Source organism: Methylomagnum ishizawai (assembly GCF_019670005.1).
GTDB classification, from domain to species: domain Bacteria; phylum Pseudomonadota; class Gammaproteobacteria; order Methylococcales; family Methylococcaceae; genus Methylomagnum; species Methylomagnum ishizawai.
The window spans coordinates 1,361,126-1,385,610 of the sequence record NZ_AP019783.1 but is presented as its reverse complement, the minus strand read 5'-3'; the positions used below and the strand labels follow the sequence as shown (position 1 = coordinate 1,385,610).

At 65.2% G+C, this 24,485-nt stretch carries 26 protein-coding genes and 1 tRNA gene; 8 read left to right on the top strand and 19 right to left on the bottom strand.

Annotation, left to right across the window (positions count from 1 at the left end):
• Window positions 1-7: 7 nt before the first annotated feature.
• The 14 genes from K5658_RS06390 to K5658_RS06325 all read right to left on the bottom strand — a co-directional run bounded on the left by K5658_RS06390 (window position 8) and on the right by K5658_RS06325 (window position 9,227).
• Entirely contained in the window at window positions 8-1,555 is a 1,548-nt protein-coding gene (locus tag K5658_RS06390; RefSeq protein ID WP_221066126.1) for a phage terminase large subunit family protein, read from the bottom strand.
• Window positions 1,491-1,886, bottom strand: coding sequence for a hypothetical protein (locus tag K5658_RS06385; RefSeq protein ID WP_221066125.1), 396 nt, complete (start codon window positions 1,884-1,886; stop codon window positions 1,491-1,493). The genes K5658_RS06390 and K5658_RS06385 overlap by 65 nt, the downstream gene beginning before the upstream one ends.
• Complete coding sequence (locus K5658_RS06380) at window positions 1,849-2,139, bottom strand: hypothetical protein (protein ID WP_221066124.1); 291 nt, start codon at window positions 2,137-2,139, stop codon at window positions 1,849-1,851. Before K5658_RS06380 ends, K5658_RS06385 begins: the two co-directional genes overlap by 38 nt.
• Entirely contained in the window at window positions 2,139-2,369 is a 231-nt protein-coding gene (locus K5658_RS06375; protein WP_221066123.1) for a hypothetical protein, read from the bottom strand. The genes K5658_RS06380 and K5658_RS06375 overlap by 1 nt, the downstream gene beginning before the upstream one ends.
• The gene (locus K5658_RS06370; RefSeq protein ID WP_221066122.1) at window positions 2,359-2,523 is read right to left on the bottom strand and encodes a hypothetical protein; all 165 of its coding nucleotides are present in this window, start codon (window positions 2,521-2,523) and stop codon (window positions 2,359-2,361) included. The genes K5658_RS06375 and K5658_RS06370 overlap by 11 nt, the downstream gene beginning before the upstream one ends.
• Before the next feature lie 120 nt (window positions 2,524-2,643).
• Window positions 2,644-3,096, bottom strand: coding sequence for a hypothetical protein (locus K5658_RS06365; protein ID WP_221066121.1), 453 nt, complete (start codon window positions 3,094-3,096; stop codon window positions 2,644-2,646).
• Window positions 3,097-3,497: 401 nt separating this feature from the next.
• Window positions 3,498-6,266 (bottom strand): CHC2 zinc finger domain-containing protein, encoded by a 2,769-nt coding sequence (locus K5658_RS06360; protein WP_221066120.1) that lies wholly within the window; start codon window positions 6,264-6,266, stop codon window positions 3,498-3,500.
• Between the two features lie 130 nt (window positions 6,267-6,396).
• Window positions 6,397-6,756, bottom strand: a complete 360-nt coding sequence (locus tag K5658_RS06355; RefSeq protein WP_221066119.1) for a hypothetical protein — start codon at window positions 6,754-6,756, stop codon at window positions 6,397-6,399.
• A complete protein-coding gene (locus K5658_RS06350) occupies window positions 6,749-7,261 on the bottom strand; it encodes a Rha family transcriptional regulator (RefSeq protein ID WP_281425979.1) in 513 nt (170 codons plus the stop codon). Before K5658_RS06350 ends, K5658_RS06355 begins: the two co-directional genes overlap by 8 nt.
• 37 nt (window positions 7,262-7,298) lie before the next feature.
• Window positions 7,299-7,598 carry a hypothetical protein gene (locus K5658_RS06345; RefSeq protein WP_221066117.1) on the bottom strand — a complete coding sequence of 100 codons (300 nt, stop codon included), beginning with the start codon at window positions 7,596-7,598 and terminating at the stop codon, window positions 7,299-7,301.
• Window positions 7,599-7,924: 326 nt separating this feature from the next.
• Window positions 7,925-8,482 (bottom strand): glycoside hydrolase family 108 protein, encoded by a 558-nt coding sequence (locus tag K5658_RS06340; RefSeq protein WP_221066116.1) that lies wholly within the window; start codon window positions 8,480-8,482, stop codon window positions 7,925-7,927.
• On the bottom strand, window positions 8,482-8,709 hold the full coding sequence (locus tag K5658_RS06335; protein ID WP_221066115.1) for a hypothetical protein: 228 nt from the start codon (window positions 8,707-8,709) through the stop codon (window positions 8,482-8,484). Before K5658_RS06335 ends, K5658_RS06340 begins: the two co-directional genes overlap by 1 nt.
• Entirely contained in the window at window positions 8,697-8,900 is a 204-nt protein-coding gene (locus K5658_RS06330; protein WP_221066114.1) for a hypothetical protein, read from the bottom strand. Before K5658_RS06330 ends, K5658_RS06335 begins: the two co-directional genes overlap by 13 nt.
• Window positions 8,901-8,975: 75 nt before the next feature.
• Window positions 8,976-9,227, bottom strand: a complete 252-nt coding sequence (locus tag K5658_RS06325) for a hypothetical protein (RefSeq protein WP_125468873.1) — start codon at window positions 9,225-9,227, stop codon at window positions 8,976-8,978.
• Between the two features lie 97 nt (window positions 9,228-9,324).
• Here K5658_RS06325 and K5658_RS06320 point away from each other — a divergent pair, with 97 nt between their 5' ends.
• The 5 genes from K5658_RS06320 (at window position 9,325) to K5658_RS06305 (ending at window position 11,985) form a co-directional block, all read left to right on the top strand.
• Window positions 9,325-9,687 (top strand): helix-turn-helix domain-containing protein, encoded by a 363-nt coding sequence (locus K5658_RS06320; protein WP_176225160.1) that lies wholly within the window; start codon window positions 9,325-9,327, stop codon window positions 9,685-9,687.
• Between the two features lie 252 nt (window positions 9,688-9,939).
• Window positions 9,940-10,350, top strand: a complete 411-nt coding sequence (locus tag K5658_RS06315; protein WP_221066113.1) for a hypothetical protein — start codon at window positions 9,940-9,942, stop codon at window positions 10,348-10,350.
• A gap of 15 nt (window positions 10,351-10,365) precedes the next feature.
• Window positions 10,366-10,584: a hypothetical protein gene (locus K5658_RS06310; protein ID WP_221066112.1), complete on the top strand. Its 219-nt coding sequence runs from the start codon at window positions 10,366-10,368 to the stop codon at window positions 10,582-10,584.
• Between the two features lie 61 nt (window positions 10,585-10,645).
• On the top strand, window positions 10,646-11,065 hold the full coding sequence (locus K5658_RS23460) for a hypothetical protein (protein ID WP_246628583.1): 420 nt from the start codon (window positions 10,646-10,648) through the stop codon (window positions 11,063-11,065).
• Window positions 11,066-11,070: 5 nt separating this feature from the next.
• The gene (locus tag K5658_RS06305; protein WP_246628582.1) at window positions 11,071-11,985 is read left to right on the top strand and encodes a tyrosine-type recombinase/integrase; all 915 of its coding nucleotides are present in this window, start codon (window positions 11,071-11,073) and stop codon (window positions 11,983-11,985) included.
• Window positions 11,986-12,057: 72 nt separating this feature from the next.
• On the opposite strand, the gene K5658_RS06300 is transcribed toward K5658_RS06305, so the two are convergent.
• Window positions 12,058-12,134 (bottom strand) — tRNA-Met (locus tag K5658_RS06300).
• A gap of 104 nt (window positions 12,135-12,238) precedes the next feature.
• Between K5658_RS06300 and K5658_RS06295 the strand changes: the two genes are divergently transcribed.
• Entirely contained in the window at window positions 12,239-12,673 is a 435-nt protein-coding gene (locus K5658_RS06295; RefSeq protein WP_343223302.1) for a YqaA family protein, read from the top strand.
• Between the two features lie 11 nt (window positions 12,674-12,684).
• Here the strand turns inward: K5658_RS06295 and K5658_RS06290 are convergent, their stop codons facing one another.
• A complete protein-coding gene (locus K5658_RS06290) occupies window positions 12,685-14,577 on the bottom strand; it encodes a cytochrome c peroxidase (protein ID WP_221066109.1) in 1,893 nt (630 codons plus the stop codon).
• Between the two features lie 146 nt (window positions 14,578-14,723).
• On the opposite strand from K5658_RS06290, the gene K5658_RS06285 reads away from it, so the two are divergent.
• Entirely contained in the window at window positions 14,724-17,204 is a 2,481-nt protein-coding gene (locus tag K5658_RS06285) for a glycogen/starch/alpha-glucan phosphorylase (protein WP_221066108.1), read from the top strand.
• A gap of 33 nt (window positions 17,205-17,237) precedes the next feature.
• Here K5658_RS06285 and K5658_RS06280 read toward each other — a convergent pair whose 3' ends face one another.
• The 3 genes from K5658_RS06280 to K5658_RS06270 form a co-directional block, all read right to left on the bottom strand.
• Window positions 17,238-17,744, bottom strand: a complete 507-nt coding sequence (locus tag K5658_RS06280; protein ID WP_221066107.1) for a hypothetical protein — start codon at window positions 17,742-17,744, stop codon at window positions 17,238-17,240.
• 274 nt (window positions 17,745-18,018) lie between these two features.
• Entirely contained in the window at window positions 18,019-18,234 is a 216-nt protein-coding gene (locus K5658_RS06275) for a hypothetical protein (protein ID WP_221066106.1), read from the bottom strand.
• Window positions 18,235-18,329: 95 nt separating this feature from the next.
• Window positions 18,330-20,756, bottom strand: coding sequence for a phosphoketolase family protein (locus tag K5658_RS06270; RefSeq protein ID WP_221066105.1), 2,427 nt, complete (start codon window positions 20,754-20,756; stop codon window positions 18,330-18,332).
• A 291-nt stretch (window positions 20,757-21,047) separates the two neighbouring features.
• Here K5658_RS06270 and K5658_RS06265 point away from each other — a divergent pair, with 291 nt between their 5' ends.
• Window positions 21,048-24,440, top strand: coding sequence for a GH36-type glycosyl hydrolase domain-containing protein (locus K5658_RS06265; RefSeq protein WP_221066104.1), 3,393 nt, complete (start codon window positions 21,048-21,050; stop codon window positions 24,438-24,440).
• Window positions 24,441-24,485 lie beyond the last annotated feature (45 nt).

The window sequence follows — 24,485 nt, the reverse complement described above, 5'->3', positions numbered from 1 at the left end:
CCCTCCATCAGCGCCAACCCGCCTTGCGGCTGTAATAGCCGGACAGGGAGGCTTCCACCACGGGCCGGGTCCGGGCGAACCTGAGCATCATCAGCCCGTAGCGGCTGGCGTCGATCCGGTCGTCGTTGGTCTTCACGATCTTGCCTTTCTTGTCCCTTCGGTAGATGGCCTTTTCCTTCAGCCAGCCCTGGCACACCCGGAACACCTTCCAACGCCCGGTTTGCATCCGGGTCAACATCTCGTTCAGCCCGGCCTCGACGCTCACCCGGCTGGACTCCGTCTCGGTGCTTTCCCCCACCTCCGGGAACCTCGCGTGTTCGTGCAGCATCGCCACGCCTTCGGCCCGGTATTGCCCGGCCAACTGGGTGCCCGACCCCTTCTCGTGCTGCAATCCATCGGCGGGCCAGGCCACCGGGATCCAATCCCCCCGCGCCTTGATCGCCGAGGCATGGATCGGTGCCGACGATTCCGACGCCGCGTACTCGTCGTAGACGTACACGGTGTCGGTCTCCCGGTCCCAGGCCAGCCACACGTTGGCGTGCGGATGGTCCCACCCGAAATCCTGCCCGCAGATGCGCGGCCAATGGTCCGGGAGGGGGAACGGATCGACCACGATCCCCTCGTCGTCCACCGGGAAGACCAGCCCCGACCCCAGCACGGGCAGCCCCTGCGACCGCGCCGCCAACAACCTTTTCGGCGTTTCCGCCCGGCGCTTGGCGATTTCCTCCGGGCTCAAATGCGGCGCGTCGTCCCACCCCGCGTTGACCGTGTACTTGGTGGTGGACTCCGGCACCGGCCCGATGCCGATCCCCGGCATGAACAGCTCCACCACCTCGGTGATGCCGTCCAGCGGCGTGTAGGTCAGCATCGACAGCCCGCCGGTCGTCATGAGCCGGACCATCGCCTCGTCGTAGACCTCCCACGGCGGCTCCTCGTCGCCCCAGAACACATCGGCCTCGAACCCCTCGAACACCGCCCGGCCTTGCTCGTAGCTCTTCAACTTGCAAATCGAATAGCCATCCGGTTGGCCCTCCTTCCAATGGACGACATATACCGTGTCGGCCATCGGCGGGTTGATCCCCGTGCGCCACAGCGCCTTGGCGATATCGTCGCCCGGCACCAGGCCCGTGCCCGCGAACGCCTTGCCGCCGACCTGGTAGAGGATGGGACCGAACAATTTCTCCTGCACGATGTCGCGGGTGGATTCCTTCAGCTTGCCCGCCGCGATGGCCTTGACCGGCCTATCGAACCGCCGCCCCGGCCACCACTCCGGGTACCGGCCCGTCAGGTGCAGGGCGAACTCGTAGCCGCCCATCCCCTCGGTTTTGCCGATCCGGTTCGCCGCCATCGCGCAGCGCTCCTGGAAATCCTTCCCGGCCCGGAAAAACTCCAGGTGCTTGGGGTACAACCCGCGCCGGAGCGGGCCGGTCTCCGGGTAGTACGTGAACAACTTCCGCCGCGCCCGCCGCCGTTCCAGCTCAGCCAGCTCCCTATCCAGCGCCAACAATTCCGAGCGCTTCCTGGCGGCGGGCGATGCGTTGTTCGAGTTGCTCATCCGAAATGCTTTCCAGGTCCGCGAAAATATCGGTCTGCACCGACCCGTCCGGGTTGACCGTGACCCGCGCCCCGCCGCGCTTCCCCGCCGGGGGGTTCTTGGCGAGTTCGATCTTCTCCCACTCCGCTTCCAGCTTCGCCACGCCGAGCGCCGCCGACACCGTTTCCGACGCCGACAAGCCCATGACGATCCCGCCGACCACCCGTGGCCCGGCCTGGATTTCCTCGACCACCACCGCGATGGGATCGAACCCCCGCTCGCGGAACATCGCGCGGATTTGCGCCAGCCTCGACTCAACCCGTCCGGCCTGCGGCTTTTCCCCGGCTTCCATCGCTCAACCCCTCCTCGGCCAGGGCGAGGGCCGCGCCGACACGGGTCCGCGCGTCCAGGACGCCCCGGTCCGCCACCGCCGCCTCGATCAACCCATCCACATCGATGTCCACCCCGCGCAGACGGGCCTCCTCGATGGCCCGCGCCCGGACCTCCGCCAGATCGACCTTGACGGTCTTGGCGGGCGGGCGGGGCTTGCCGCGCCACAACGTGGCGATGCCCTCCCCCAGCGACGAATACCCTTGCGCGGCCATCAACCCACCCAATGCGCCTTGACGAAGCCGTAGAGCTTGTCGAAACCCACCAGCATCACGAAGGCGATCCCCGCCGCCAGCAGCCATCTCAATGCCCTGTAGGCGTTGATCAGCTCGTGGAAATCCGCGATGTCCTGGGTGGATAGCGTGCGGCCATCGTCGATATCCACGACCCGCACCCTGTCGTCCCCGTGCTGGCCTTCCTGGCCGGGCCTGCCTTTAGCCGCCATGGGATGCGTCCCGCGCGAAGAAACCCAGCGCGGCCACCGTCGCGGCCAGGATCAAATCCTCCGGCCCCGGGGATTGCCCGCCGGTCAGATAGGGTTGCCAAGCGACGGCGACCGCGCCGCCGAGTCCGCACAGGGTGGTTTTCCAGTTCCGCACGCGCCGCCTCCGGTAAAATTCGGGCCAAAAAAAAGCCCGCTATGGGCCATAGCGGGCTTTGGACATACCTATTCGATATTAGCTACTTTCTACCACAGCTCCGACACGGTTGCAACCCCCCTAGCGTATCGACTGGCGCAAACGATGACCCAGCAATTGCCCTACCCGTTCCACCGCCAGTTTCCGTAGCGATTGGTATTCCCGCTCGCCCATCCGCCCGCCGCCCGCGCCCACCAACCGCACATCCTCCCGTCCCGTGCGGCACGGCATCCGCAACTGGTAGCGCTGGCGCAGGATCACCCGCAACCGGGGTTCGATCTGGGGCAGGATTTCTTCGACCAATCCGGCCAGGGTCCGCACCTGGGCCGCCGCCGCCCGGTCCGGGTCGTGGCCGCAACGGCTGGAGCGCGGCGGGCGCGGGACGTGGGCGCTACGCCTGGGATAACCGCGTAACTCCGCGTCCGCCGCCGCCCCGGACGCCGCATATTCGCCCCAGAGCCTCAACGTGGCCTCCACCACGTCCAGGGCGACGATGGGCGTGACCGTTTTCTGGATTGGATTCCCCTGCCTCATTCCCTCATTCCCCGTTGCTAAACCGACCATCCCCCCACCTTCGTGGCGACAGGACCCAACCCCGACCGGCACCCACCGGATAAGCGGTAAGCGCACGCCGCCGGGCAGACTCCCAGACTCACGGCAAACTCACGGCAGACTCACGGGCGCAAGCCGATGATTTCCAAAGCATTCACCCTGCTTTGGTGAGTCTGGTGAGTCTGCTTTCCATATTCACGCGGAAGCTTTTTCATCCTTTCCCCCTGTGGGCCATGGCATTGCGCGAAACCGCCCGCGCGTAGAAATGGAATCCAAACTCAGCAGACTCACGGAAAGGCCATAAACCCCTTCCAATTCAATCGGTTATCCCCGTGAGTCTGCCGTGAGTCTGCCGTGAGTCTGGTACTTTGGGATTTCCAGGCTCACGCCTTGCCGACCTCGACCACCTTCCACTGCGTCTTGTGGCTTTTCTTCCCGGCATCCTCGAACCGCTTCCCATCGACCACCCGCTTGCCCTTGCGGCTGAGGTGGACGCCCAGGCGGTTGGCGTTGAACCCGCTTTTCTCGCCGCAAATGTCCTTCAGGACCCCGAGCAATTTCGCATTGGGTTCGTGCTTGGGCCGGTCCTCCATTTCCCGGCAAACCTCCTGCGCCGTCACGGGAATATCCCCGTAGCGCTCGCTCCAGGCTTCCAGCAGCCGCGCCAAGTCGGCCCGGTCCTCGTCCTGTTCCTTCCAGGCTTCCTGGGTCTTGCACGGGTCCGGCAATCCCAGCCAGCGCACGGCGGACGGCACCAGGGCCGCCCAGCGCTCGAAACTGCCCAGGCGCACCCCCATATCCGGCGAACCCGCCATGACATAGGCGTGCAGCAAGGTCAGGGCCGCGCACACCAGCTTCACCCGGTTTTCCTTGGCGTGCAGGATGGCGTCGCGGTCGAACACCCGGAGGTGCGGGTCCGCGCAGTTCGGATTCAGATAGCACCGCAGCCAGCGCCGCGAGCTGTCCGCCGATACCGTGACGTTGTTGCCCAGCGCCAGGAACAGGCTATCCGTGGGCCGCACGGTGGCGTTCTTCGACACCCCCAGCACCCGGTCGAACACCGTTTCCTGGGTCAGCATCGAATCCAAGGTCGGGGAGGCCAGCGTCCGCTTCACCTCGTCGATGCAGACGATGCGCTCGCCGCCCAACAAGGTCGCGAACAGCGCCTTCTTGAACTCCTTCTCGTCGGCCTTGCCCTTGGAATCCACCGGCATCGTCATCATGGGCACGGTGCGCCCGGTCAGGATGATGCCGATGATGTCCGCCAGCTTGCCCTTGCCCGAACCGAACACCGGGGCGGTGATGATGAACCCCGGCGCCGGGCCGCACTGGGTCTTGACCAGGCCGGTCAACACCGCCGTGATCAGCACCGCGATATCCGGCCCGGCCTCGGGCTTGAACGGGTTGAACAAGTCCTCGAACTGCGCCCGCGCCCATTGCACCGCCGTATCGGTCCCCGGATCGATCCTTCCGCCCTGGGTCCGGTTCGGCGGCAGCTTCCATTTCACCTCGCTGGCCAGATAAATCCCGGTCTTCGGATCGAAGCCCGGCCTCGATAGGATCGACCCATCCGGGCGCAAGACCGGGGCTTCCACCACGGCCCGCAGCACCGGCACCATCCATTCGTTGCCGTCGATGTACGATTCCGCGTACTCCTTCGGCAGGTTGCAGGGCAGCCAACTTTCGGCCCGGCTATTCCAGGACACGAACCTGCACGCCACCTGCATCCGCCGCCGTAGCCAACCCACGTTGACCGGCACCAGGGTCAAAGCGCCGGGTTCAACCACTACCTCGCCCTGGCGCTCGCGCACCCGGTCGATGTAGGCCGTCCGCGTCAATATCCCGCCCCGCTCGAAGAAGGGCGGGTCGGTGCCCGCGAACAGCACCCGCTCCGCTTCCAACATGGCGCTGATGAGCCGGTCGGGGCCGATCTTGACCTCCGGCCTGCCCTCGCCGCCTCCTCCGCCATCGTCCGGGCCGCCCCCTGGCCGCGCCGTATCGCCACCCAGCCTCGCGACACGCCCGGAACCATGCGACACGGTAGCCGGGGGTGGGGGACCATCATCGGTCCTACAGGTCTGGGTTCGATGCGCCTCGGGCGCGATGTGGACGGACCCTTTACGGATATGGGCCACCAGCGCGACGCCGGTCAGCCCCTCCCCGATGGCATCGGCGATGTCCCAGCCGTCCGGCTTCTCGCCGGGGCGGGGAATCGCCACCAAGTTCACCACCGCGGGCGGTTCCAGGGCGTGGAGTTGCGCGATGATCAGGCGCGCCGCCTTCATCCCCGGTTGCTCCGCCTCCGGCAGCAACGGTTTCGACAGCGGGTCCACGCCCGCCGCCGTTTCCTCGCGGGTCGGCTTGACCCGCTTGGCGTCGCAGTCCGGCCAGATCGCGACGATCCGGCCCGCCAACGGCGACCAATCGGCCTTATCGACGGCTTTGCCACCGCCGGGCCAGCTCACCACCACGAAATCCGTTTCGACGTGCGCGGATGCGACATCCACGCATTTTTCTCCCTCGACGATCAGCACCGGCCTGTCGCCGGGCAGCCGATCCAATCCATACAACGGGCGCGGCACCGGGAACGCCAGGTCGCGCCACATGCGCTCCCCCGCTTCGTTCCGCGCCCAGGTCAGCGGCAAGACTTCCTTGCCGCCGTCCGAGGTGCGGAAGCGCCGGGTGTAGCCCAGCAACCGCCCTTGTTGATCCCGGTAGGTGTACACCGCTTCCGGCATGCCCCGGTGCCCGTGGCTCAGTTTGGCCGCGAAGGCATCGGCATCCGCCGGGACGATGGGCGTCCAATCGCTACGGGCTTTCCGCGCTGGCGGGGCCGGGCTGGCCGGAGGCCTGGACGCGGGCGCGAACGCCCCGCCGCCCAGGATTTCCACCGCCTTGCGGAACCCCACCCGCTCATAGTCCCGCACGAACTTGATAGCGTCCCCGTTCGCGCCGCACCCGAAGCAGTGGTACATCTGCTTGGCCGGGTTCACCTTGAACGAGGGCGTCGCCTCGGTGTGGAACGGGCAGCACGCCGCCCATTCCGCGCCCTCCTTCCTGAGGGCGTCGCGGCCCAGGTAGCCGCGCACCACCTCGACAATATCCACCCCCGCCAGCAAGGCGCGGGTATCGATCCGGTCCGGGGCGGCCATCAACGCCTCCCGGCTTTTTGCTGAGTCTCCGTGTCCGCTTCAGCCCACGGGGTCCGGGGTTGGCCCGGATTCGGGCGAAAAAAAAACCGGGGCCCAGTCCCAAAAGGTGTCGCTGCGCGACGGCCATATTTCACCAGGGCGGCGGGCATTCCGAACCCCCATACCCGGCCCGGCCCGCGCCGGGCTGGCCATCCGGCACGGACGGCTTCGTGGCCTCCATTTCCGCCCAAACCGCCCGCACCTTCTCCTCGATGGCGTCCGCCATGAATTCATGCGGGGGGATATTCAACGCCAGGCATACCCGCAACACCCGTTCCTTGGTGGTGGGCGACAGCGGAACGGGATACCGGCAGGTCCGCCCCTTGGCGCGGCCTCCGGCGTGGGCTTTCCCGTGGGCGCGGTTGCGCTTCGGGGCTTTCAACGAACCCTCGGCCCGCATCCGCCGGGCCTCCTGTTCAAGGGCCAGGACTTGCGGGTCGGTTTCAGCCATGGCCCACCCCCCGGTCCCGCGCCTTGCCGTGCAAGGTCAAGCCGGTCACGGTCCGCAACTCGCCCACCAACGCCATGGCCTGCCCGGCGATCACGTCGAGGGTATTCACCGTGGCGCAGAGGTCCATCAGCAGTTGCGCCGACACGGGCACCGCATCCGGCGGCACGGGCCGCGACTCGACCACGCGGCCCTCTTCGAGGGTCAATAGGAGGCGGGAACGGGTGGGAATGGAGATAGGCGGGACGAGGATGGTTTGCTCTAATTCCGTCAAACGGTCGATGATCCTGGCACGCATTTTGACGCTATAGCCGGAGACCAGGATCAGGGTTTCGCGCTTCGGCAAGATGAAAACGGGATAGGTTTGGCTGTTCTGGGGATTCGTATGGGTGTCCTGAAAATTCAGGAGACCCGCCTCCCCATAAAGTTCAACCAACATCTTGCGGCAATCGGCCATTACATTGTCATGGCGCTTGCCACAAAGCTCCGCGATTTCGCGGGAGGACATGGAGACGACGGGCGGATTTTGGGTACGATTCGGCTGATTAGCCATGACGCACCCCCAAGATTTCCAGGGCTTCCACGAAGGACAGCACGCGCAGGCCCAGGGGGAAATCCTCCAGGGGCCGTCCGGTCAACACCAAGGCGCGGTCGGGAATCGGTGTGCCGGGACGCCATTCGTCCACCAGGGTTTCGCAGCCGAAAGCGGCCATGAAGCGGGCGGCGTTGCGGGTCTTGCCACAACCCCAAGGGCCGTGGATCAAAACGGCGCGGAATAGGGATGAGATTGCCGACTCAGCGTTGAATGGGCGGATTTCGGGCGCAATAGGGGCGTGGTTAGCCATGACGGACTCCAGATGTAAAGCTTGGAACCGTCACCGTCGCTGTCAAACGATATGGTGACGGGATGCGATAGGTTGACAGACCGGCCATCTGGGAACCGGCACACCTTGCGGTGTCCCATGCACCCCGCCATTGAACTCTGAGCGGATTCCGGGCGTAAAAAACGCCCGTTACGCGGAATTGGGGGCTATGCGCCAGATAGTTTTCCAGGCTGTCAAACCCGGCCCCGGATGCGTCCGGGGAGCGGAAAAGAGGATAGCGCCGGGCGGGATGGGTGTAAAGCACGGCCACGACGCCCCCTAATCGGCCAGGGGCAGGGCAAGCTGCTTCACAAGGCCACCCGATTCAGCAACCAGCCCAGCACGAACGACTCATCCTTCTCCCTACGCCCGGCCAGCTCAAGGTAGAACGCCCCTTGCTGGACATTCAACGCCCGGCATAACGCCTTCAAACCGTCCGTCTTGCGGCGCTGGTTCAAACCGAACAACGCACGGACGGTCACCGGCCCGACCTTGCCGTCCACCGACACATCCGGGTAATCGGTCCCGGCCCGGTTCAGCACGTTCAAAGCGCTCTGTAGGTTCCGCCCGGCGCGGGCGATACCCATGTTCACCCCCTGCTCGAACACCTCCAGCGCCACCTCCGGCGAGGTATCCGCGATGGCATCCAAATTCAACTTGTCCCAAAACTCCCCCTTGTAGATACGGCGGGCCTCGCTCAGCGGCATCAACTTCATAGGGCCGGTGTAGCCCGCCGCACGGGCGGTCGCCAGCGTGATGCCGTACAGGGTCTCCCCACCGGAATCCGCCGGATGGTTGCTATACCGCCCCTCGATGCCAACCACCTCGCGGAACGCCCGCAAAAACGCATTGCTCATTCCAGTCATCACTCGCACTCCGGGTCCGGGCCGGTTCCGGCCTGGGCCTGGAATCCGGCGATGAAATCGGCGACCAAGGCGTCCGTGTCCCCGCCCACCAAATGCTCGATGGCGACCTCCCGCGTAATGATCCGGGCCGCGAATTCCTCGACCGTGCATCCGCGCAGGTTCGCCGCCGACTCCAAGCGGAACCACAACCCCGCCGGAATCGGCAAGTCCAGCGTTATCGCTCGCACTTGCGGTGCGACCGTTCGAGCTGCTCCATCAGCTTCCGGGCCGTACAATCCTCGCCCAGCAACTTCTCCTCCAATATCTCGCTGGCCCGCGTCGCCAGTTTCACCCCGCGCCGCGCCGCCGACCGCTCCAAGGCATCGGCCACCGGCACCGACACGGTGAGCTTGAGATTGATGAACCGCTTATCCGGCACAGCATGGACTCCTGAAAAAAGCCGGGCCGCAGCCCGGCGCGAGAGGAGGAAACGACATCCCCGGCACGGTGGGCCTCACCGGACCGGAGGGGATTCGAGCGCGGGATACCGCCGCACATACCGGCGCTTCTGGCGGGGCGGGCCGTTCGCGGCGCAAATGCCCTCGATGCTCAACCCCAGGTCCAGCAGCGCACGGTGATACTTCGCCAACGGCACGCGGTCGCCGCGCCGCCAATCGGCGGCGGTACGGGGTTTCACCCCGCATGCCCCGGCCACGGCCTCATCGCCTTTTTGCCTAATGAAATCGCTCAAGGTCATCTTGCTCATGGAAACCCTATTCTTACGAGATATTCGTAATTGTCAAGACCAAAATTTACGAGATTATTTGATAGCCACCCGCCCATCCCCCGCTGACAATTTGACTATGGACGAAACCACCATCATCGGATTACGGCTCAAAGCTGCCCGCGACGCCAAAAATTGGACGCTCCAAGAGGTTTGCGACCGCGTGCCGGGCCTGAAACCCTCCACGCTGAACGGCTACGAACTCGGCAAGAGCGAAGCGAAGGTTTCGACCTACAAACGGCTGGCGAAAGTCTTGGAAGTCTCCGAGGCTTATGTGCTGAATTGCGACGAAGATTTGTTGAACGAACGGGAACGCCAGATCATCCAGGCCTTCCGTCAAACCAACGAACAAGGCAAGCGCACAATCTGGAACGTTGCGGAATCTCAACCTCAACCCGGTCGCACACCCGAAACAACCGAAACCCCAGCCAACGCCGCCTGACCCCGGCGCACACGATCCCGAGCAGCCGCCCAGCGGCTGATCCTTAACCCCCTCCAAAACCATCCCCCAACCCAGCCCGCTTTTCATCGCGGGCTTTTTACGTTTTATTCGTAAAATCCCCCGCTTGACTTTTACGATAAACTCGTAAAAATAGCCGCCAGCACGTCCCCAAGGCGTGTTGTTGTGAGCCTAACTCGGCGGGCCGGACCCACGGCCCGCGCTTTTCACATTCCACCCAACAGGAGCCATCCCATGCCCGCCCATCGACTCGGAATCCACATCGCCGCCAACGGCTTCGTCCTCATGACCAGTGAAAACGCCACCGATACCCACGTCTTCGGCAGCAAGTCCGCGCTGCTCGACCGCCTCGCGGCCATTTTGCCGGACCCCGCCAACGACGCGGACTCCGCCCAAAGCCCCGCCTTCCGCGAAGGCATGGCGGCGGGTAGGCTGGGACTGACCGCCGCCGACAACCCCTACCCCAAACCCGGCATCGGATATGGCGACTGGGAAACGGGCCGGGCCAGCGCCGCCCCGGACCCATCCGCCGGGACCGCGCAGACCGGACCCACCGCCACCGACAACCCCTACCCCATCGGCACCGCCGCGGCGATGGACCGGGAAGAAGGCCGCGCCGCCGTCGAAGCCGCGTTGGCCCACTGAGGGAGGCCCGCCGCCATGACCCTCCTTGCCCGCCGCCTCTACCTCGCATGGCTCCGCAACCGCCGGGACAAGGCGCGGGCCGCCGCCAAGCTCCACCACGGCCAAGCCCTGGACGCGCTCTACATGGAACACCTCCGCAGCCAGGAAGCCCTCGAACTCGACCGCGCCATCCGCCGCCTGGAACAAGGCACGTCCGAGCCGGAACCCGCGCCCCGAGCCACACGCGCACACTAACCACCCCCCAGCGGGGCCACGGACGGCCCCGCGATCTACCTTCCCCACTTGGAGGGAACCAATGCCCGAATTCCCCCCGCGCTTCATGCGCCCCACCGAAGCCGCCTACTACTGCGGCATGGGCCGGACCCTGTTCGACACCGAAATCCGCCCGCACATCCCGGCCATCCCCATCGGCAAGCAAGGCATCGGCTTCGACCGCATTGACCTGGACGCCGCGCTCGACAACTATAAGACCCGCAACCTGTCGCCGGGCGTGACCACCGACAACGAGGAGGAAACCCCATGGCGAAACGAAGCCACCCAGGGCTGTACTGGGACAAGAAAACCGGCGAAGGCAGCATCGACAAGCGCGTCGGCGGAATCCGCGTTCGACACCGCTTTAAAGCGGGCACGCGACAAGAAGCCGAAGCCGAATACCTCGCCGCCATCAACCGCGCCGAAACCGAACGGGCGCGGACCCGCCAACCCCGGAAGCTGACCTTCTTGGACGCCGCGACCCAATACCTGGAAACCGCCACCAAGGCCAGCATCGGGCGCGATGCCGACAGCCTCGCGGCGCTCCGCCCCCATATCGGCCACCTGCCGCTCGACCAAATCCACCAGGGCACCCTAGAGGATTTCATCGCGGCCCGGCGCGGGGAAGGCATCAAGTCCGGCACCGTCCGCCGCGACTTGGCCGTGGTCCGCATGGTGCTGACCAAAGCGGCGCGGGTCTGGCGCGACCCGGACGGCAAGCCCTGGCTACCCCAGGCCGTGCCGCTGCTGGAAACCCCCGACTGGGACGACGCCGCCGAACCCCACCCGCTCAAATGGGAAGAACAGCGGGCGCTGTTCCAAGCGCTCCCCAAGCACCTGGCCGAAATGGCCCTGTTCGCCGTCAACACCGGCCAACGGGAACAAGTCGTCTGCTCCCTACGCTGGGACTGGGAGGAAAGGATTCCCGAACTGGGCACGAAGGTGTTCGTGGTGCCGGGTCGCCCCGTCGCCCGCTACGGCTGGGAAGGCACCAAGAGCAAGGAAGATGGCGTGATCGTGCTGAACCGCACCGCCCGCGCCGTCGTCGAAGCCCGGCGCGGCCTCGACCCGGAATGGGTGTTCACCTACCGGGGCCACCGCATCGACCGCATGAACAACAGCGGTTGGCGGAAAGCCTGGGCGGCGGCGGGCCTGCCCCGCGACGACCGGACCCGCGCCGGGGTCCACAACCTCCGGCACACGTTCGCCCGCCGCCTGCGCCTCGCGGGCGTGCCGCTCGAAACCAGGAAGGCACTGATGGACCATGCGGACGGCGACATCACCGTCCACTACAGCCCGGCGGAACTCCGGGAACTGCTGGACGCGGTGGAGCGCATCGTGGAGATGGATGGAGCGCCGACCCTGTTGCGGGTGGCGCGGTGAACGGATTTACCCGGCAATTTACCCAGGCAAGAAAAAAGGCTTGGCGAGAAACCGCCAAGCCTTTGAATTCTTTGGTAGCAACGGCGGGACTCGAACCTGCGACACCCGCATTATGAATGCGGTGCTCTAACCGACTGAGCTACGTTGCCTTGGAAGACGCGCATCTTACGTTTCCGGCCATGCCGTGTCAATATCCACGGCCCGCGCCCATCCGCGTCGGATGGGCGCTTACCCTGAACGGAGGATGATCCGGGTGGAAGCATTGCAAGGCTCGTTCGCGCTGTGGAGCCTGTTCGCCAGCGCCTTCGTTTCGGCGACCTTGGCGCCGGGCGGTTCGGAGGCGGTGTTGGCCTATCTGGTCCATCAGGCCCGGCACGAGCCGCTGATCCTGCTGGGAACGGCCACCTTGGGCAATACCCTGGGGGCCGTCACCACCTGGCTGCTGGGCTGGCTGGCCGCTTGGCGCTATCCCGCCGAACGCCCCGCCGCCGACCCGCGCCGCCAGCGGGCCGTGGCCGCGGTGCGGCGGCATGGGGTCTATCTCCTATTGCTGTCCTGGCTGCCGGTGGTGGGCGACGGCTTTTGCTTCGCGGCGGGTTGGCTACGACTACCCTTCTGGCGCTGCTTGCCGGCGATGGCCTTGGGCAAGGGTTTGCGCTACGCCGCCATCGTCTACGCCTTCCTCTGATTCCCCCAAACTCAGCGCGGATCGCCCACCGGGGCGGCGAAGGCGTCCAGCACCAAGTCGCGGACATTGGACCCGGTCAAGGAATTCAGGAATTCGACCAGGTCGGCCACTTCACCGGCGTCGAGTTCCAAGGGCTTCATCAAAGGATCGAGGTTTTCATTGGGCACGCCGCCCCGGTTGTAGAACTCCACCACGGCCTTGAGCGTCGCCAGCGAGCCATCGTGCATATAGGGCGCGGTCAAGGCGATATTGCGCAAGGAGGGCGTCCGGTATTGCCAGCGGTCCGCCGGGTCCTGGGTGATTTCATAGCGTCCCAGGTCGTTGGGCTTGGGTTCGCTGACCGAGGCCAACGCGGCGGGATCGATGTTCACCGCGACCCCTGGCGCGACCTGGACCGGGGCGGCCGCCGCCGACCCCATGGCGGCGCGGTAGCCGACGCCGGTGTTGTGCAAGCCCTGGTCGGTGAACAGCGCATACTTTTCCCCCACCGTGTGGCAGGCGGAACAGCCGGCCTTGCCGGTGAATAGCGCGAACCCGCGCCGGGCGGCGGGACCGAGCGCCCCCGCCTGCTGGCCATAGCGCCAGCGGTCGAAGGGCGAATCGGCGGAATCCAGCGTCCGCTCGTAGGCGGCGATGGCCATGCCGAGGGTTTCCATGGACGGCCCGCGTCTATTGAAAGCCCGCTCGAACAGCCCGGCATAATCCGCCAAGCCCTTGAGCTTCCCGACCACATAGCCGACCGAGGGCGCGCCCATTTCGTTCCGGGCCAACAGCGGACCCCAGACCTGTTGCTCCAGGTTGTCCTCGCGGCCATCGTGGAACAGTCGTTGCAGATAGGCCGTGTTGTATAGGGTCGGGGCGTTGCGCCGCACGCTGCGGCCTTCGATGCCCACCGCCGTGGCCTGTTCGTTGCTAGCGAAACCCTGCTCCGGGATATGGCACATGGCGCAGGAAAAAGTATTGTTGAGCGAGAGGCGGCGGTCGTAGAACAGCTTGCGCCCGAGTTCGATCCTGGCCGGGGTGATAGGGTTGGCGGGCGGCACCGGCACGGGCGGCAAACCCAAGGGTGGATGGCTGACATAACGCCGCAAATCCGCCCGCCGGCCCTGGCGTTCGGTCAGCGCCACCGAGCGGGTTTGGTAGTCGCCGTGTTCGTAGCCAGCTTTGGCGTCGCCCGGACCCAAGGCACCGGCGGCGGGCGGGCCGGGGCGGGCGGCGGCGGTTTTGGGCCGTTCCAGCAGCAGCGTCCTCACATCGTTGAACAAGGTATCGGGATGCAGGAACGACACGGTATAAATGTTGCGGATGCGCCGCTCGCGGTCGATCAAATACACCCGGAGGATATGGGAAAATGTCCCGGTGAAATGGCCCTGGGCGTCGTAATCCTTTTGCGCCGTCTGGCCGTAGGCTTGCAGGATGGGCTGGATATCGGCCTCGGAACGGGTGGTGAGGAAGCGCCACTCCAGCCCCTCGCCGAAGGATTGGCCGTACCGGGCCATGACCTCGGGCGTATCGTGGCCGGGGTTGAAGCTCAAGGTGACGAGCCGCAGTTGGCTCGCGATATCGGGTTGGCGCAGCAGGCGCTTTTGCAGCTTGTGGAACACGGCGGTCGCCAGCGGACAGCCGTTCATATCGGCGCAGGCCGAATAGATGAAGCTCAACAACACCAGCTTGTCGCCGTAAAGCTGGTGCAGGTTCAAATCCCGGCCCGTGCTGTCCAACACGCGGCCATCGGCGGCCTGGCCCAAGGCGGGCAGTTCATAGGAGCCGGGTTCCGGCAACTTGAACGGGAGTTCTTGGTAGCCGGGCGCCAAAGGCTGGGCGGCTTCCCCGGCCCGGACGGAGCCCGCCATCAGGCAGGCGGCGGCGAGGAGCGCCGCGCTCTTGGATAGGATGCTATACATGGATCGCGTGGTCTGGATGGATGAAAAAAGCCAGGACAAGTTTAAGCGCTGTTCGGGCACGCCCCATCCCGGCCGGAGCCGGAATATCGCGCCGCCCCCATACCCGCCCCGCAACCGGGTTGTTCCAACCATCGATGGAGAAAAACATGAAGGAATTCCGCGATTCTTATGCCGTCTCCAATCCCAAGAATATCGGGGAACTGAAAACGGCCCTGGTCAACCGCCTGATCTATTCCATCGGCAAAGACCCCATCGACACCCACGAACGGGATTGGTTCTTCGCCCTGGCGCATGTGGTGCGCGACCAGATCACCCTGCGCTGGATGGAATCCATGCGCCAGTATTATTTGAGCGACGCCAAGCGGGTCTATTACCTGTCGATGGAGTTCCTCATAGGCCGCACCCTGGACCACGCCCTGCTCAATACCGGCGGCTACGAGGCTTTCCGCCTCGCCCTGGAAGACATGGGCATGAGCCTGGAGAACATCGGCGGCCAGGAGGAAGAAGCCGCGCTCGGCAATGGCGGCCTGGGGCGGCTGGCGGCCTGTTTCCTGGACTCGCTGGCCTCGCTCAGGATGCCGGGCTTCGGCTATGGCATCCGCTACGACTACGGTATTTTCTCCCAGCGCATCGAGGACGGCTGGCAGGTCGAGCACCCCGACAATTGGCTACGCTACGGCAATCCGTGGGAATTCGCCCGGCCCGAAGTGCTGTACCGGGTGCAATTCTACGGGCGGCTGGTGGAAACCAAGGATGCCAACGGCCAGCGCCGCTATCAATGGCTGGATACCCAGGACGTGATGGCGATGGCCTACGACCTGCCCATCCCCGGCTACGGCGAGGGCACGGTGAACAACCTCCGGCTGTGGGCCGCCAAGGCCACCCGCGATTTCGAGCTGCGCTATTTCAACGAAGGCAACTACATCAAGGCGGTGGAGCAGAAAACCTCGTCGGAGAACCTCTCGAAGGTGCTGTATCCCGACGACACCACCCAGATGGGCCGGGAACTGCGGCTGAAGCAGGAATATTTCTTCGTCAGCGCCTCGTTGCAGGACATCCTGGTCCATTTCGGCACCGAGCATCGGGACCTGGCGGAATTACCGGACGAGGTGGCGATCCAGCTCAACGATACCCATCCCGCCATCGCCATCGCCGAACTGATGCGTATCCTGCTGGACCAGCATGGGCTGGCCTGGGACCAGGCGTTCGGGATCACGGTGCGGATTTTCGCCTACACCAACCACACCCTGCTGCCGGAAGCCCTGGAAACCTGGCCGGTGCGTTTGTTCGAGCGGCTGTTGCCGCGCCATCTCCAGATCATCTACGACATCAACCAGAAATTCCTGGACGAGGTCGGGCGGCGCTTCCCCGGCGATGGCGGCTTGATCCGGCGGGTGTCCTTGATCGACGAGGACAACGGCAGACGGATCCGCATGTCGCACCTCGCCATCGTCGGCAGCCACAAGGTCAACGGCGTGGCCAAACTCCATAGCGAATTGATGCAAAGCACCATCTTCCGCGATTTCGCCCGCCTGTTCCCCGACCGCTTCATCAACATCACCAACGGCGTCACGCCCCGGCGCTGGCTGCACCAGGCCAATCCCGGCCTTGCGGGACTCATCACCGAAGCCTTGGGCGATAGCGCCTGGGTCTCGGATTTGGAGCGGCTGCGCGGTTTGGTCCCCTTGGCCGAGGACGCCGAATTCCGCCGCCGTTTCCGCGCCGCCAAGTTCGACAACAAGGCGCGGCTGGCCGGGCTGCTGAAACAACGGCTGGGCCTGGCACTCGACCCCCTGTCGCTGTTCGATGTGCAGATCAAGCGCATCCACGAATACAAGCGGCAATTGCTCAACCTCCTGCATGTGGTCACCCGCTACAACCGCATCAAGGACCAGCCCACGGCGGCCTGGATACCGCGCACCGTGATCCTGGGCGGCAAGGCCGCGCCGGGCTACCGCATGGCCAAGCTCGTCATCAAGCTCGCCAACGATATCGCCCGCGTGGTGGACCGCGACCCGGCGCTAAAAGGACGGCTGAAACTGGCGTTCGTGCCCGATTACAACGTATCGCGGGCCATGGAACTGATTCCCGCCGTGGACTTGTCGGAACAGATTTCGACGGCGGGCACCGAGGCGTCCGGCACCAGCAATATGAAGATGACGATGAACGGCGCCCTCACCATCGGCACCCTGGACGGGGCCAATATCGAAATCGCCGAGCAGGTGGGCCGGGACAATCTGTTCATCTTCGGCCTGACCGCCGGGGAATTGGCGGAACTGCGCCGCCGCGGCTACCAGCCCTGGGATTATTACCACGCCAACAGCGAACTGCGGCGGGCCTTGGACATGATCGCCTCCGGCTATTTCTCGCCGGAGGAGCCGGATCGGTTCAAGCCCCTGGTGGATTCCTTGCTGATGGGCGGCGACCAGTGGGCGGTGCTGGCCGATTACGCGGCCTATGTGGCGGCGCAGGAGGCGGTGGACCGGCTCTATGGGGACGAGGAGGCGTGGGCCAGGAAGGCGGTGTTGAATGTGGCGGGGTCGGGTTGGTTTTCCAGCGACCGCTCGATCCGGGAATATGCCGGGTCGATCTGGAACATCCAACCCCAGGCTGGACCGGGTGGATAGCGCGGGGAGCGGCGCTCCGCTCCCCGCCCAGGCTCAGGCCGCGGCCAATCCGGCTTCGGCCAGGCCTTCCTCGGCGTGCTTGCCGGTCTCGAAGTCTTTCTGCGCGGCTTTGAAGCCATCGCGGACGCCTTCGCCCATGGCGTTGTTGCTGGGGATGAGACTGCCGACCATCAGGGCGCCGAACACCACGCCGTAGGTGGCGTAGTAGAAGCCGGTATAAACCCCCTTGCGGACGAAGCCCTTGAGGCTGACCACGGCGGCGCGGGCATCGGACGCGCCCTCGCGGATCGCCTCGGAGAGACCTTCGCTGGGGGCCTGGGTGACTTCCAGGGCGGTGGTCTGGGCCGGGGCCGCTTCGGACTCCATGATGCCGGCGGCTTCCGGGGTTTCCACGGCCTCGCTGACGGTCACGGTGTCGGTGGTGATTTCCACGGCTTCGCTGAGTGCCACGGTTTCGGTGGTCTCGGTGGTGGTTTCCACGGTTTCCGGGGTGGTTCCGGTGGCTTCGGTGTCGGTGCTAGCGGAATGCTTTCTTGCCATCTTCGGTTGCTCCTTGGGGAGGATGGAACGGATTGAACGATCTCGCCGGTTCGGCGATTAACCCCTTTTATAAATCAAACCGGGCGGCTCCCGCTATCGCGAAATCGCCCGATCCGCGAATTTTCATAAAAACTTAACAAAGCGGTGCTAGCCGGCGCAGCCCGCCGAGTAGGCCGTAGATGTACCGCTATTCTCGGTTTGGGCCAAAGGCAACCTCGATAGCGTCGTTCCGGCAAGAATGCCGGAACGACGGATCGTCGTCGGAACCCCCCGCCTACTTCGATTCCTCCTCTATTTGCCGTCGCTGCGCCTCGGCGGCTTCCAAGGTCTGCTGTTCGACCGCGCGGGCCTGATCCAACGGTGCCTTGGTCGCATCCAGCAACACCCTATCCTCCGGTGGTGTTTCCTTGGGGGTTTTATCGGCACCGCCGGAACACCCACCCAACCACAGCGCCACCAGGGCGATGGGCAAAAACGCTTTCGATGACATAGCAAGCTCCGGTAATCTGGAACGACAAGATTTTCTCCACAAGGACGGAACAGGGCCGGGAATCGCCCCCGCCCCGCTCCAACATCAACCCCCGCTCAATCCTCCCAACGCCAATCCGCCACCTCGGGCAAATCCGTCCCGTGGGCGTAGGCATAATGGCGGCAGGCCAGTTGCCGATTCTTGAATTTCTCCTTGGCGTGCGCCCCGGCGACATGCAGCCGCGGCACCCGGTCGATCACATCGATGGCGAGGCTGAAACGGTCGATTTGATTGTTGATCGCCAATTCCAGGGGCGTGTTGATATTGCCCTTTTCCTTGTAGCCGCGGACATGCAGGTTCTTATGGTTGGTCCTACGGTAGGCGAGGCGGTGGATCAACCAGGGATAGCCGTGGAAATTGAAGATGATGGGCTTGTCCACGGTGAACAGGCTGTCGAAATCGCGGTCGGAAAGCCCGTGCGGATGCTCGGTGTCCGGTTGCAGCTTGAAGAGGTCCACCACGTTGACGAAGCGGAGCTTGAGGTCGGGGAATTCCGCCCGCAGCATGGCGACGGCGGCCAGCGCCTCCTTGGTCGGAATATCGCCCGCGCTGGCGATCACCACATCCGGCTCCACGCCCTGGTCGTTGCTGGCCCAGTCCCATAGCCCGATACCCTTGGTGCAATGGACGATGGCGCTCTCCATGTCCAGGTATTGCAGGTGGTTCTGCTTATCGCACACGATGACATTGACGTAGTTTTCGCTCCTGAGGCAATGGTCGGCCACCGACAGCAGGCAATTCACATCGGGCGGCAGATAGATGCGGGTCACTTCGGCGCTCTTGTTGACCACCACGTCGAGGAAACCGGGGTCTTGGTGGGTGAAGCCGTTATGGTCCTGCCGCCACACGGTGGAGGTGATGAGCAGGTTCAGCGAGGCGATGCCCGCCCGCCACGACAGATGGTTGCAGATCGACAGCCATTTGGCGTGCTGGTTGAACATGGAATCGATGACATGGACGAAGGCTTCATAGGTGGAAAAAAAGCCATGCCGCCCGGTCAGCAAATAACCCTCCAACATGCCTTCCAGGGTGTGCTCGCTCAGCATCTCCAGCACCCGGCCCTCGGTGTCCATCTCGGTGCCGTCGGCGTCCTCGGGGAAATACTCGGCGATCCAGAATTTCTTGGCGGCCTCGTACACCGCGTCGAGCTTGTTCGAGGTGTTCTCGTCCGGGCCGAACACCCGGAAGTTCTTCATATTGGCCTGCATGATATCGCGCAGGAACACGCCCAAGGGCCGGGTGTTCTCGGCCTCGATCCGGCCCGGCTGCTCGACCGCGAGGGCGTAATCGCGGAAATCCGGCATCCTGAGCGCCTTCTTGAGCAAGCCGCCATTGGCGTGGGGATTGGACCCCATGCGGCGGTTGCCGGCCGGGGCGTAGGCGCGGAGTTCCGGGACCGGAGCACCGTCGGCGTCGAATAATTCTTCCGGCCGGTAGCTGCGCATCCAGTCTTCCAGCAGTTTGAGGTGTTGGGGTTTCTTCTTCACATCGGCGATGGGCACCTGATGGGCGCGCCAGAAACCCTCGACCTTGTGGCCGTCGATCTCGCCGGGCGCGGTCCAGCCCTTGGGGCTGCGCAGCACGATCATGGGCCAGTGCGGGCGGCGGACCGGACCCCCGGCGCGGGCCGTGGCCCGGATGGCGCGGATGTCCTCGACGCAGCGGTCGATAGTCGCCGCCATGGCCTGGTGCATGGTGTCGGAGTCGGAGCCTTCCACGAAATACGGCGTCCAGCCGTAGCCCTCGAACAGCTTTTGCAACTCGGCATGGCCGATGCGGGCCAACAGGGTGGGATTGTTGATCTTGTAGCCGTTGAGGTTGAGGATCGGCAGCACCGCGCCGTCGCGGGCCGGGTTGAGGTATTTGTTGATATGCCAGGAGGTCGCCAAGGGCCCGGTCTCGGCCTCGCCATCGCCGACCACCGCCGCCACGATCAGCCCCGGATTATCGAACGCCGCCCCGCAGGCGTGGGACAGCACATAGCCCAGTTCGCCGCCCTCGTGGATGGAACCGGGGGTTTCCGGGGTGCAATGACTGCCGATGCCGCCGGGGAAAGAGAATTGCTTGAAGAAAGCCAGCAAGCCTTCTTCGTCCAGGCTCTTGTCGGGGTAGATTTCGGAATAACTGCCTTCGAGGTACACCGGACCCAGCACACCGGGCGCTCCATGGCCCGGCCCCGCCAGGAAGATGGCGTCGAGATCGTATTGCTTGATGGCGCGGTTGAGATGGGTGTAGGCGAAGGCCAGGGCCGGACTCGCGCCCCAATGGCCCAAGAGGCGGTTCTTGATATGCGCCGGCTTGAGCGGCTCGCGCAGCAGGGGATTGTCCTGGAGGTAGATCATGCCCAGGGCGAGGTAATTGCAAGCCCGCCAGAAGGCATGGGTTTGGCGCAATTCTTCGGGGCTTAGGGGCGCACCGGCCACGGTGGCGCGGGCCGGACCAAAAGCGGCGATGCTGGCATTGGCTTGTGCGGTATCCGACATGAGTCCCTCCTGGGATGTGTGGTTTTTGCGATCCGGCGGCAAGGGTACGCCGGTTTTTTGAAGGCTTTCAATACGGAAAGCGCGGATTTGGTATCCGCTAAACCGTTTGGAATCCAAAGCTCGCCTGGGTCGGGCGTGGTTTCCAAAGCAAGCTTTGGACTCCAGCGGCCCCAACGGGCGTATACGGCAAAGCCGCGGCTGTCGCCCGTGAAGGATAGCTTCTATGATGAAGCGGGCCAGACAAGGCCGCCCCCGTCCCCAACGCCAACCGCCACAACAAGGAAACAGCCTATGAATGCCTTGCCAACCGCCCAGACCTTCCGCATCGCCAGCCCGTCCGGCCTCGCGTTCCGATTCAACGCCGACGGTTCGCTCCACCGCATCGACCACGGCGATATCCTGCTGAATTTGTTTCCCGGCAACGCGGTCGAGGGCGGTCCGGCCAATCTGTATCTACGCCGGCTGGGCGCGACGGTCGAGGCGGTGCCGCTGCTGGGTCCGGGCGGCGGGGGCGTGGTCTGGCAGGAGGGAGAACGCCTGCGGCTACAAGGCGAATGGCGCGGCCTCCGCTACACGGTGACGCTGGCGCTGGCCGCGGCCCTGCCCGCGTGGTTCTGGCATATCGCCCTGGAAAATACCGGCGACACGGCGGCGGAACTGGACTTGATCCATGCCCAGGATGTGGGGCTGGCCCAGTATGGCACGGTACGGCTGAATGAATACTACGTCAGCCAATACGTGGACCACACGCCGCTGGAGCATCGGGAACGCGGCTGGGTCGTGGCTTCGCGGCAGAACCAAGCCATGGCGGGCCGCCATCCTTGGAGCCTGGTCGGCAGCCTGGGCCGGGGCGCGGACTACGCCACCGACGCCCTGCAAGTCCACGGACTGGCCCACCGGGCCGGAGCCATGCCGACGGGACTCGCCCAAGGCTTGCCCGGCAGCCGCCGCCAGCATGAGCATTCGATGGCGGCGATCCAGGACGCGCCCTGCCGGCTGGAACCGGGACAACGGGTCGAACGCGGCTTTTTCGGCGGTTTCGTGGCGGATCATCCGGCGGCGACCGCGACGGCGGATTTGGACTTTGTCGATACCCTGCTGGCCCTGCCGGAAGCCCAGGCTCCCGCAGCCGCCGCGCCGCCGGACGGCAGCGCCCCGCCCTGCCCCAGCCTGTTCGCCACCGCGCCGCCGCTGGCCGCGCTGGACCTCGACGCCGAGACCCTCGCCGCCTTGTTCGGGACCGATCTCCGGGCAGTCGAACGGGATGCGGACGGCCAAATCCTGTCCTTCTTCCATGGCGAGCGCCGCCATGTGGTACTGAAAGCCAAGGAGCTGAAGGTGTTGCGGCCCCACGGCCATATCCTCCGCACCGGAGCCTTGCCCACGCCGGACGAAACCGCCCTCACCTCCACCACCTGGATGAACGGCGTGTTCCATTCGATGTTGACCCAGGGCCATGTCAGCATCAACCGTTTCCTCTCGACCACCCATAGCTATCTCGGGCTGTTCCGCTCGCACGGGCAACGGGTGTTCGTGGAGTTGGCGGAAGGCTGGCGCTTGCTGGACCTGCCCTCGGCCTACGAAATCAGCCCGGACGGCTGCCGCTGGTTTTATCGCCACGCCGACGGCTTGCTCGAAGTCCGCGCCACCGCCCCGGCCCAACGCCATGAATTGGGGCTGGCCCTGATCGTGCGCTCGGGACCGGCCCCGAGATGCCTCGTCACCCACCACATCGCGCTGAATGGCGACGATGGCGCGGTGCCGGGACCGGCCAGTTTCGTCCAGGACGAGGAAGGCGTGTTCGTCCAGGCCCTCCCTGACAGCGATGTGGGCCGCCGCTTCCCGGAAGGCGGCTTCCGGGTCGATCCACTACCGGGCACGGTGTTGGAGCGGGTCGGCGGAGATGAACTGCTGTACGCCGACGGGTTATCCCGCGACCAGCCGTTCCTGTGCCTGGTCCTGGCACCGGCACCAGAGCAGCGCCTGCGGATCACCGGGCACCTCACCTCCGTCGAGACCGCGCTGGCCGACGCCAGCACGACCGATTCCGACACCTATTGGGCGGCGATGACGGGCGGCTTGCGCGTCCATCCGCCCGAAAACAGCCCCCTGGCCGCGGAACTGGCCGGTCTTGTGGAAATCCTGCCCTGGTTCGCCCATAACGCCTTGATCCACTATCTCAGCCCGCGTGGCCTGGAACAGTATTCCGGCGGCGGCTGGGGCACCCGCGATGTGTCCCAAGGCCCGGTGGAATTGCTGCTGGCCCTGGGCCAAACCGCGCCGATCCGCGACCTCCTGGTCCGGGTGTTCAAGAACCAGAACCCGGACGGCGATTGGCCGCAATGGTTCATGTTCTTCGAGCGCGAGCGCGGCATCAGGCCGGAGGATTCGCATGGCGATATCGTGTTCTGGCCGCTGTTGGCGCTGGGACAATATCTTTTGGCGAGCGGGGACGCCGGTTTCATCAACGAGATTTTGCCGTTCTTCCACCCGGAGGGCGAGGAAAAAGCCGAACGCGCCACCCTGGATATCCATGTCGAACGCGCCCTCGAAGTCATCGCCCGCCGCCGGATTCCCGGCACCCGGCTGGCGGCCTATGGGCACGGCGATTGGAACGACTCGCTGCAACCCGTCGATCCCGCCATGCGCGAACGGCTGTGCAGCGCCTGGACCGTGACCTTGCACCACCAAGTGCTGACCACCTTGGCGCAGGCGCTGCGGCGATTGGGCCACGACCTGCCGGCGGGACGGTTCGAGCGCGGGGCGGAAGCCGTGCTGAAGGATTTCCAGAAGCTTTTGATCGTGGATGGCGTGCTGGCCGGTTACGCCTATTTCCACGAAGACGGGCGCATCGACTACCTCCTGCATCCCCGCGACGGCCAAACCGGCCTGCATTACAGCCTGTTGCCGATGATCCACGCCATCGCCAACGGCTTGTTGCGCCCCGATCAAGCCCGGAAACACCTCGATATCATCCGCGCCCATTTGTCCGGCCCGGACGGTGCCCGTTTGTTCGACCGGCCCATGGCCTATCGCGGCGGGCCGCAGCGGTTCTTCCAACGCGCCGAGAGCAGTACCTACTTTGGCCGGGAAATCGGCCTGATGTACACCCACGCCCATTTGCGCTACGCCGAGGCGCTGGCCCGGCTGGGCGAGGCCGAACCCTTCTTCGCGGCCTTGTGCCTCGCCCATCCCATCGGCATCGCGGCGCGGGTGCCCGGTGCGCGGCCCCGGCAGGCGAATTGCTATTACTCCAGCTCGGACGCCGATTTCACCGACCGCTACCAAGCCTACGCCGAATACGGGAAGGCGCTGCGCGGTGAAATCGGGCTGGAAGGCGGCTGGCGGGTCTATTCCAGCGGGGCGGGGATCGGGCTGGGCTTGATCGTGCGCGGCTTGTTCGGGATACAGCGGGAAGACTCGGCCCTGGTGATCGATCCGGTGTTGCCCGCGGCCCTGGATGGCTTGCGGGTGGACACCCAGGTGGCGGGCCGTCCCTTGACGCTGCGCTACCGGGTCGGGACGCGGGGTTGCGGGGTGGAAGCCTTGAGCCTGAACGGAAGCGCACTGGCGTTCGAGCGCACGGCCAATCCCTACCGGCCCGGCGGGGCCGCGATACCGATGGCGGACCTGGTGCTACGCTTGGTCGAGGGGAGCAACGAATTGGCGGTGGGTATCGGCTAAGCCGCGGCACCGCCTGACCCCAAAACCCGGCCCCAAGCCCCGTGT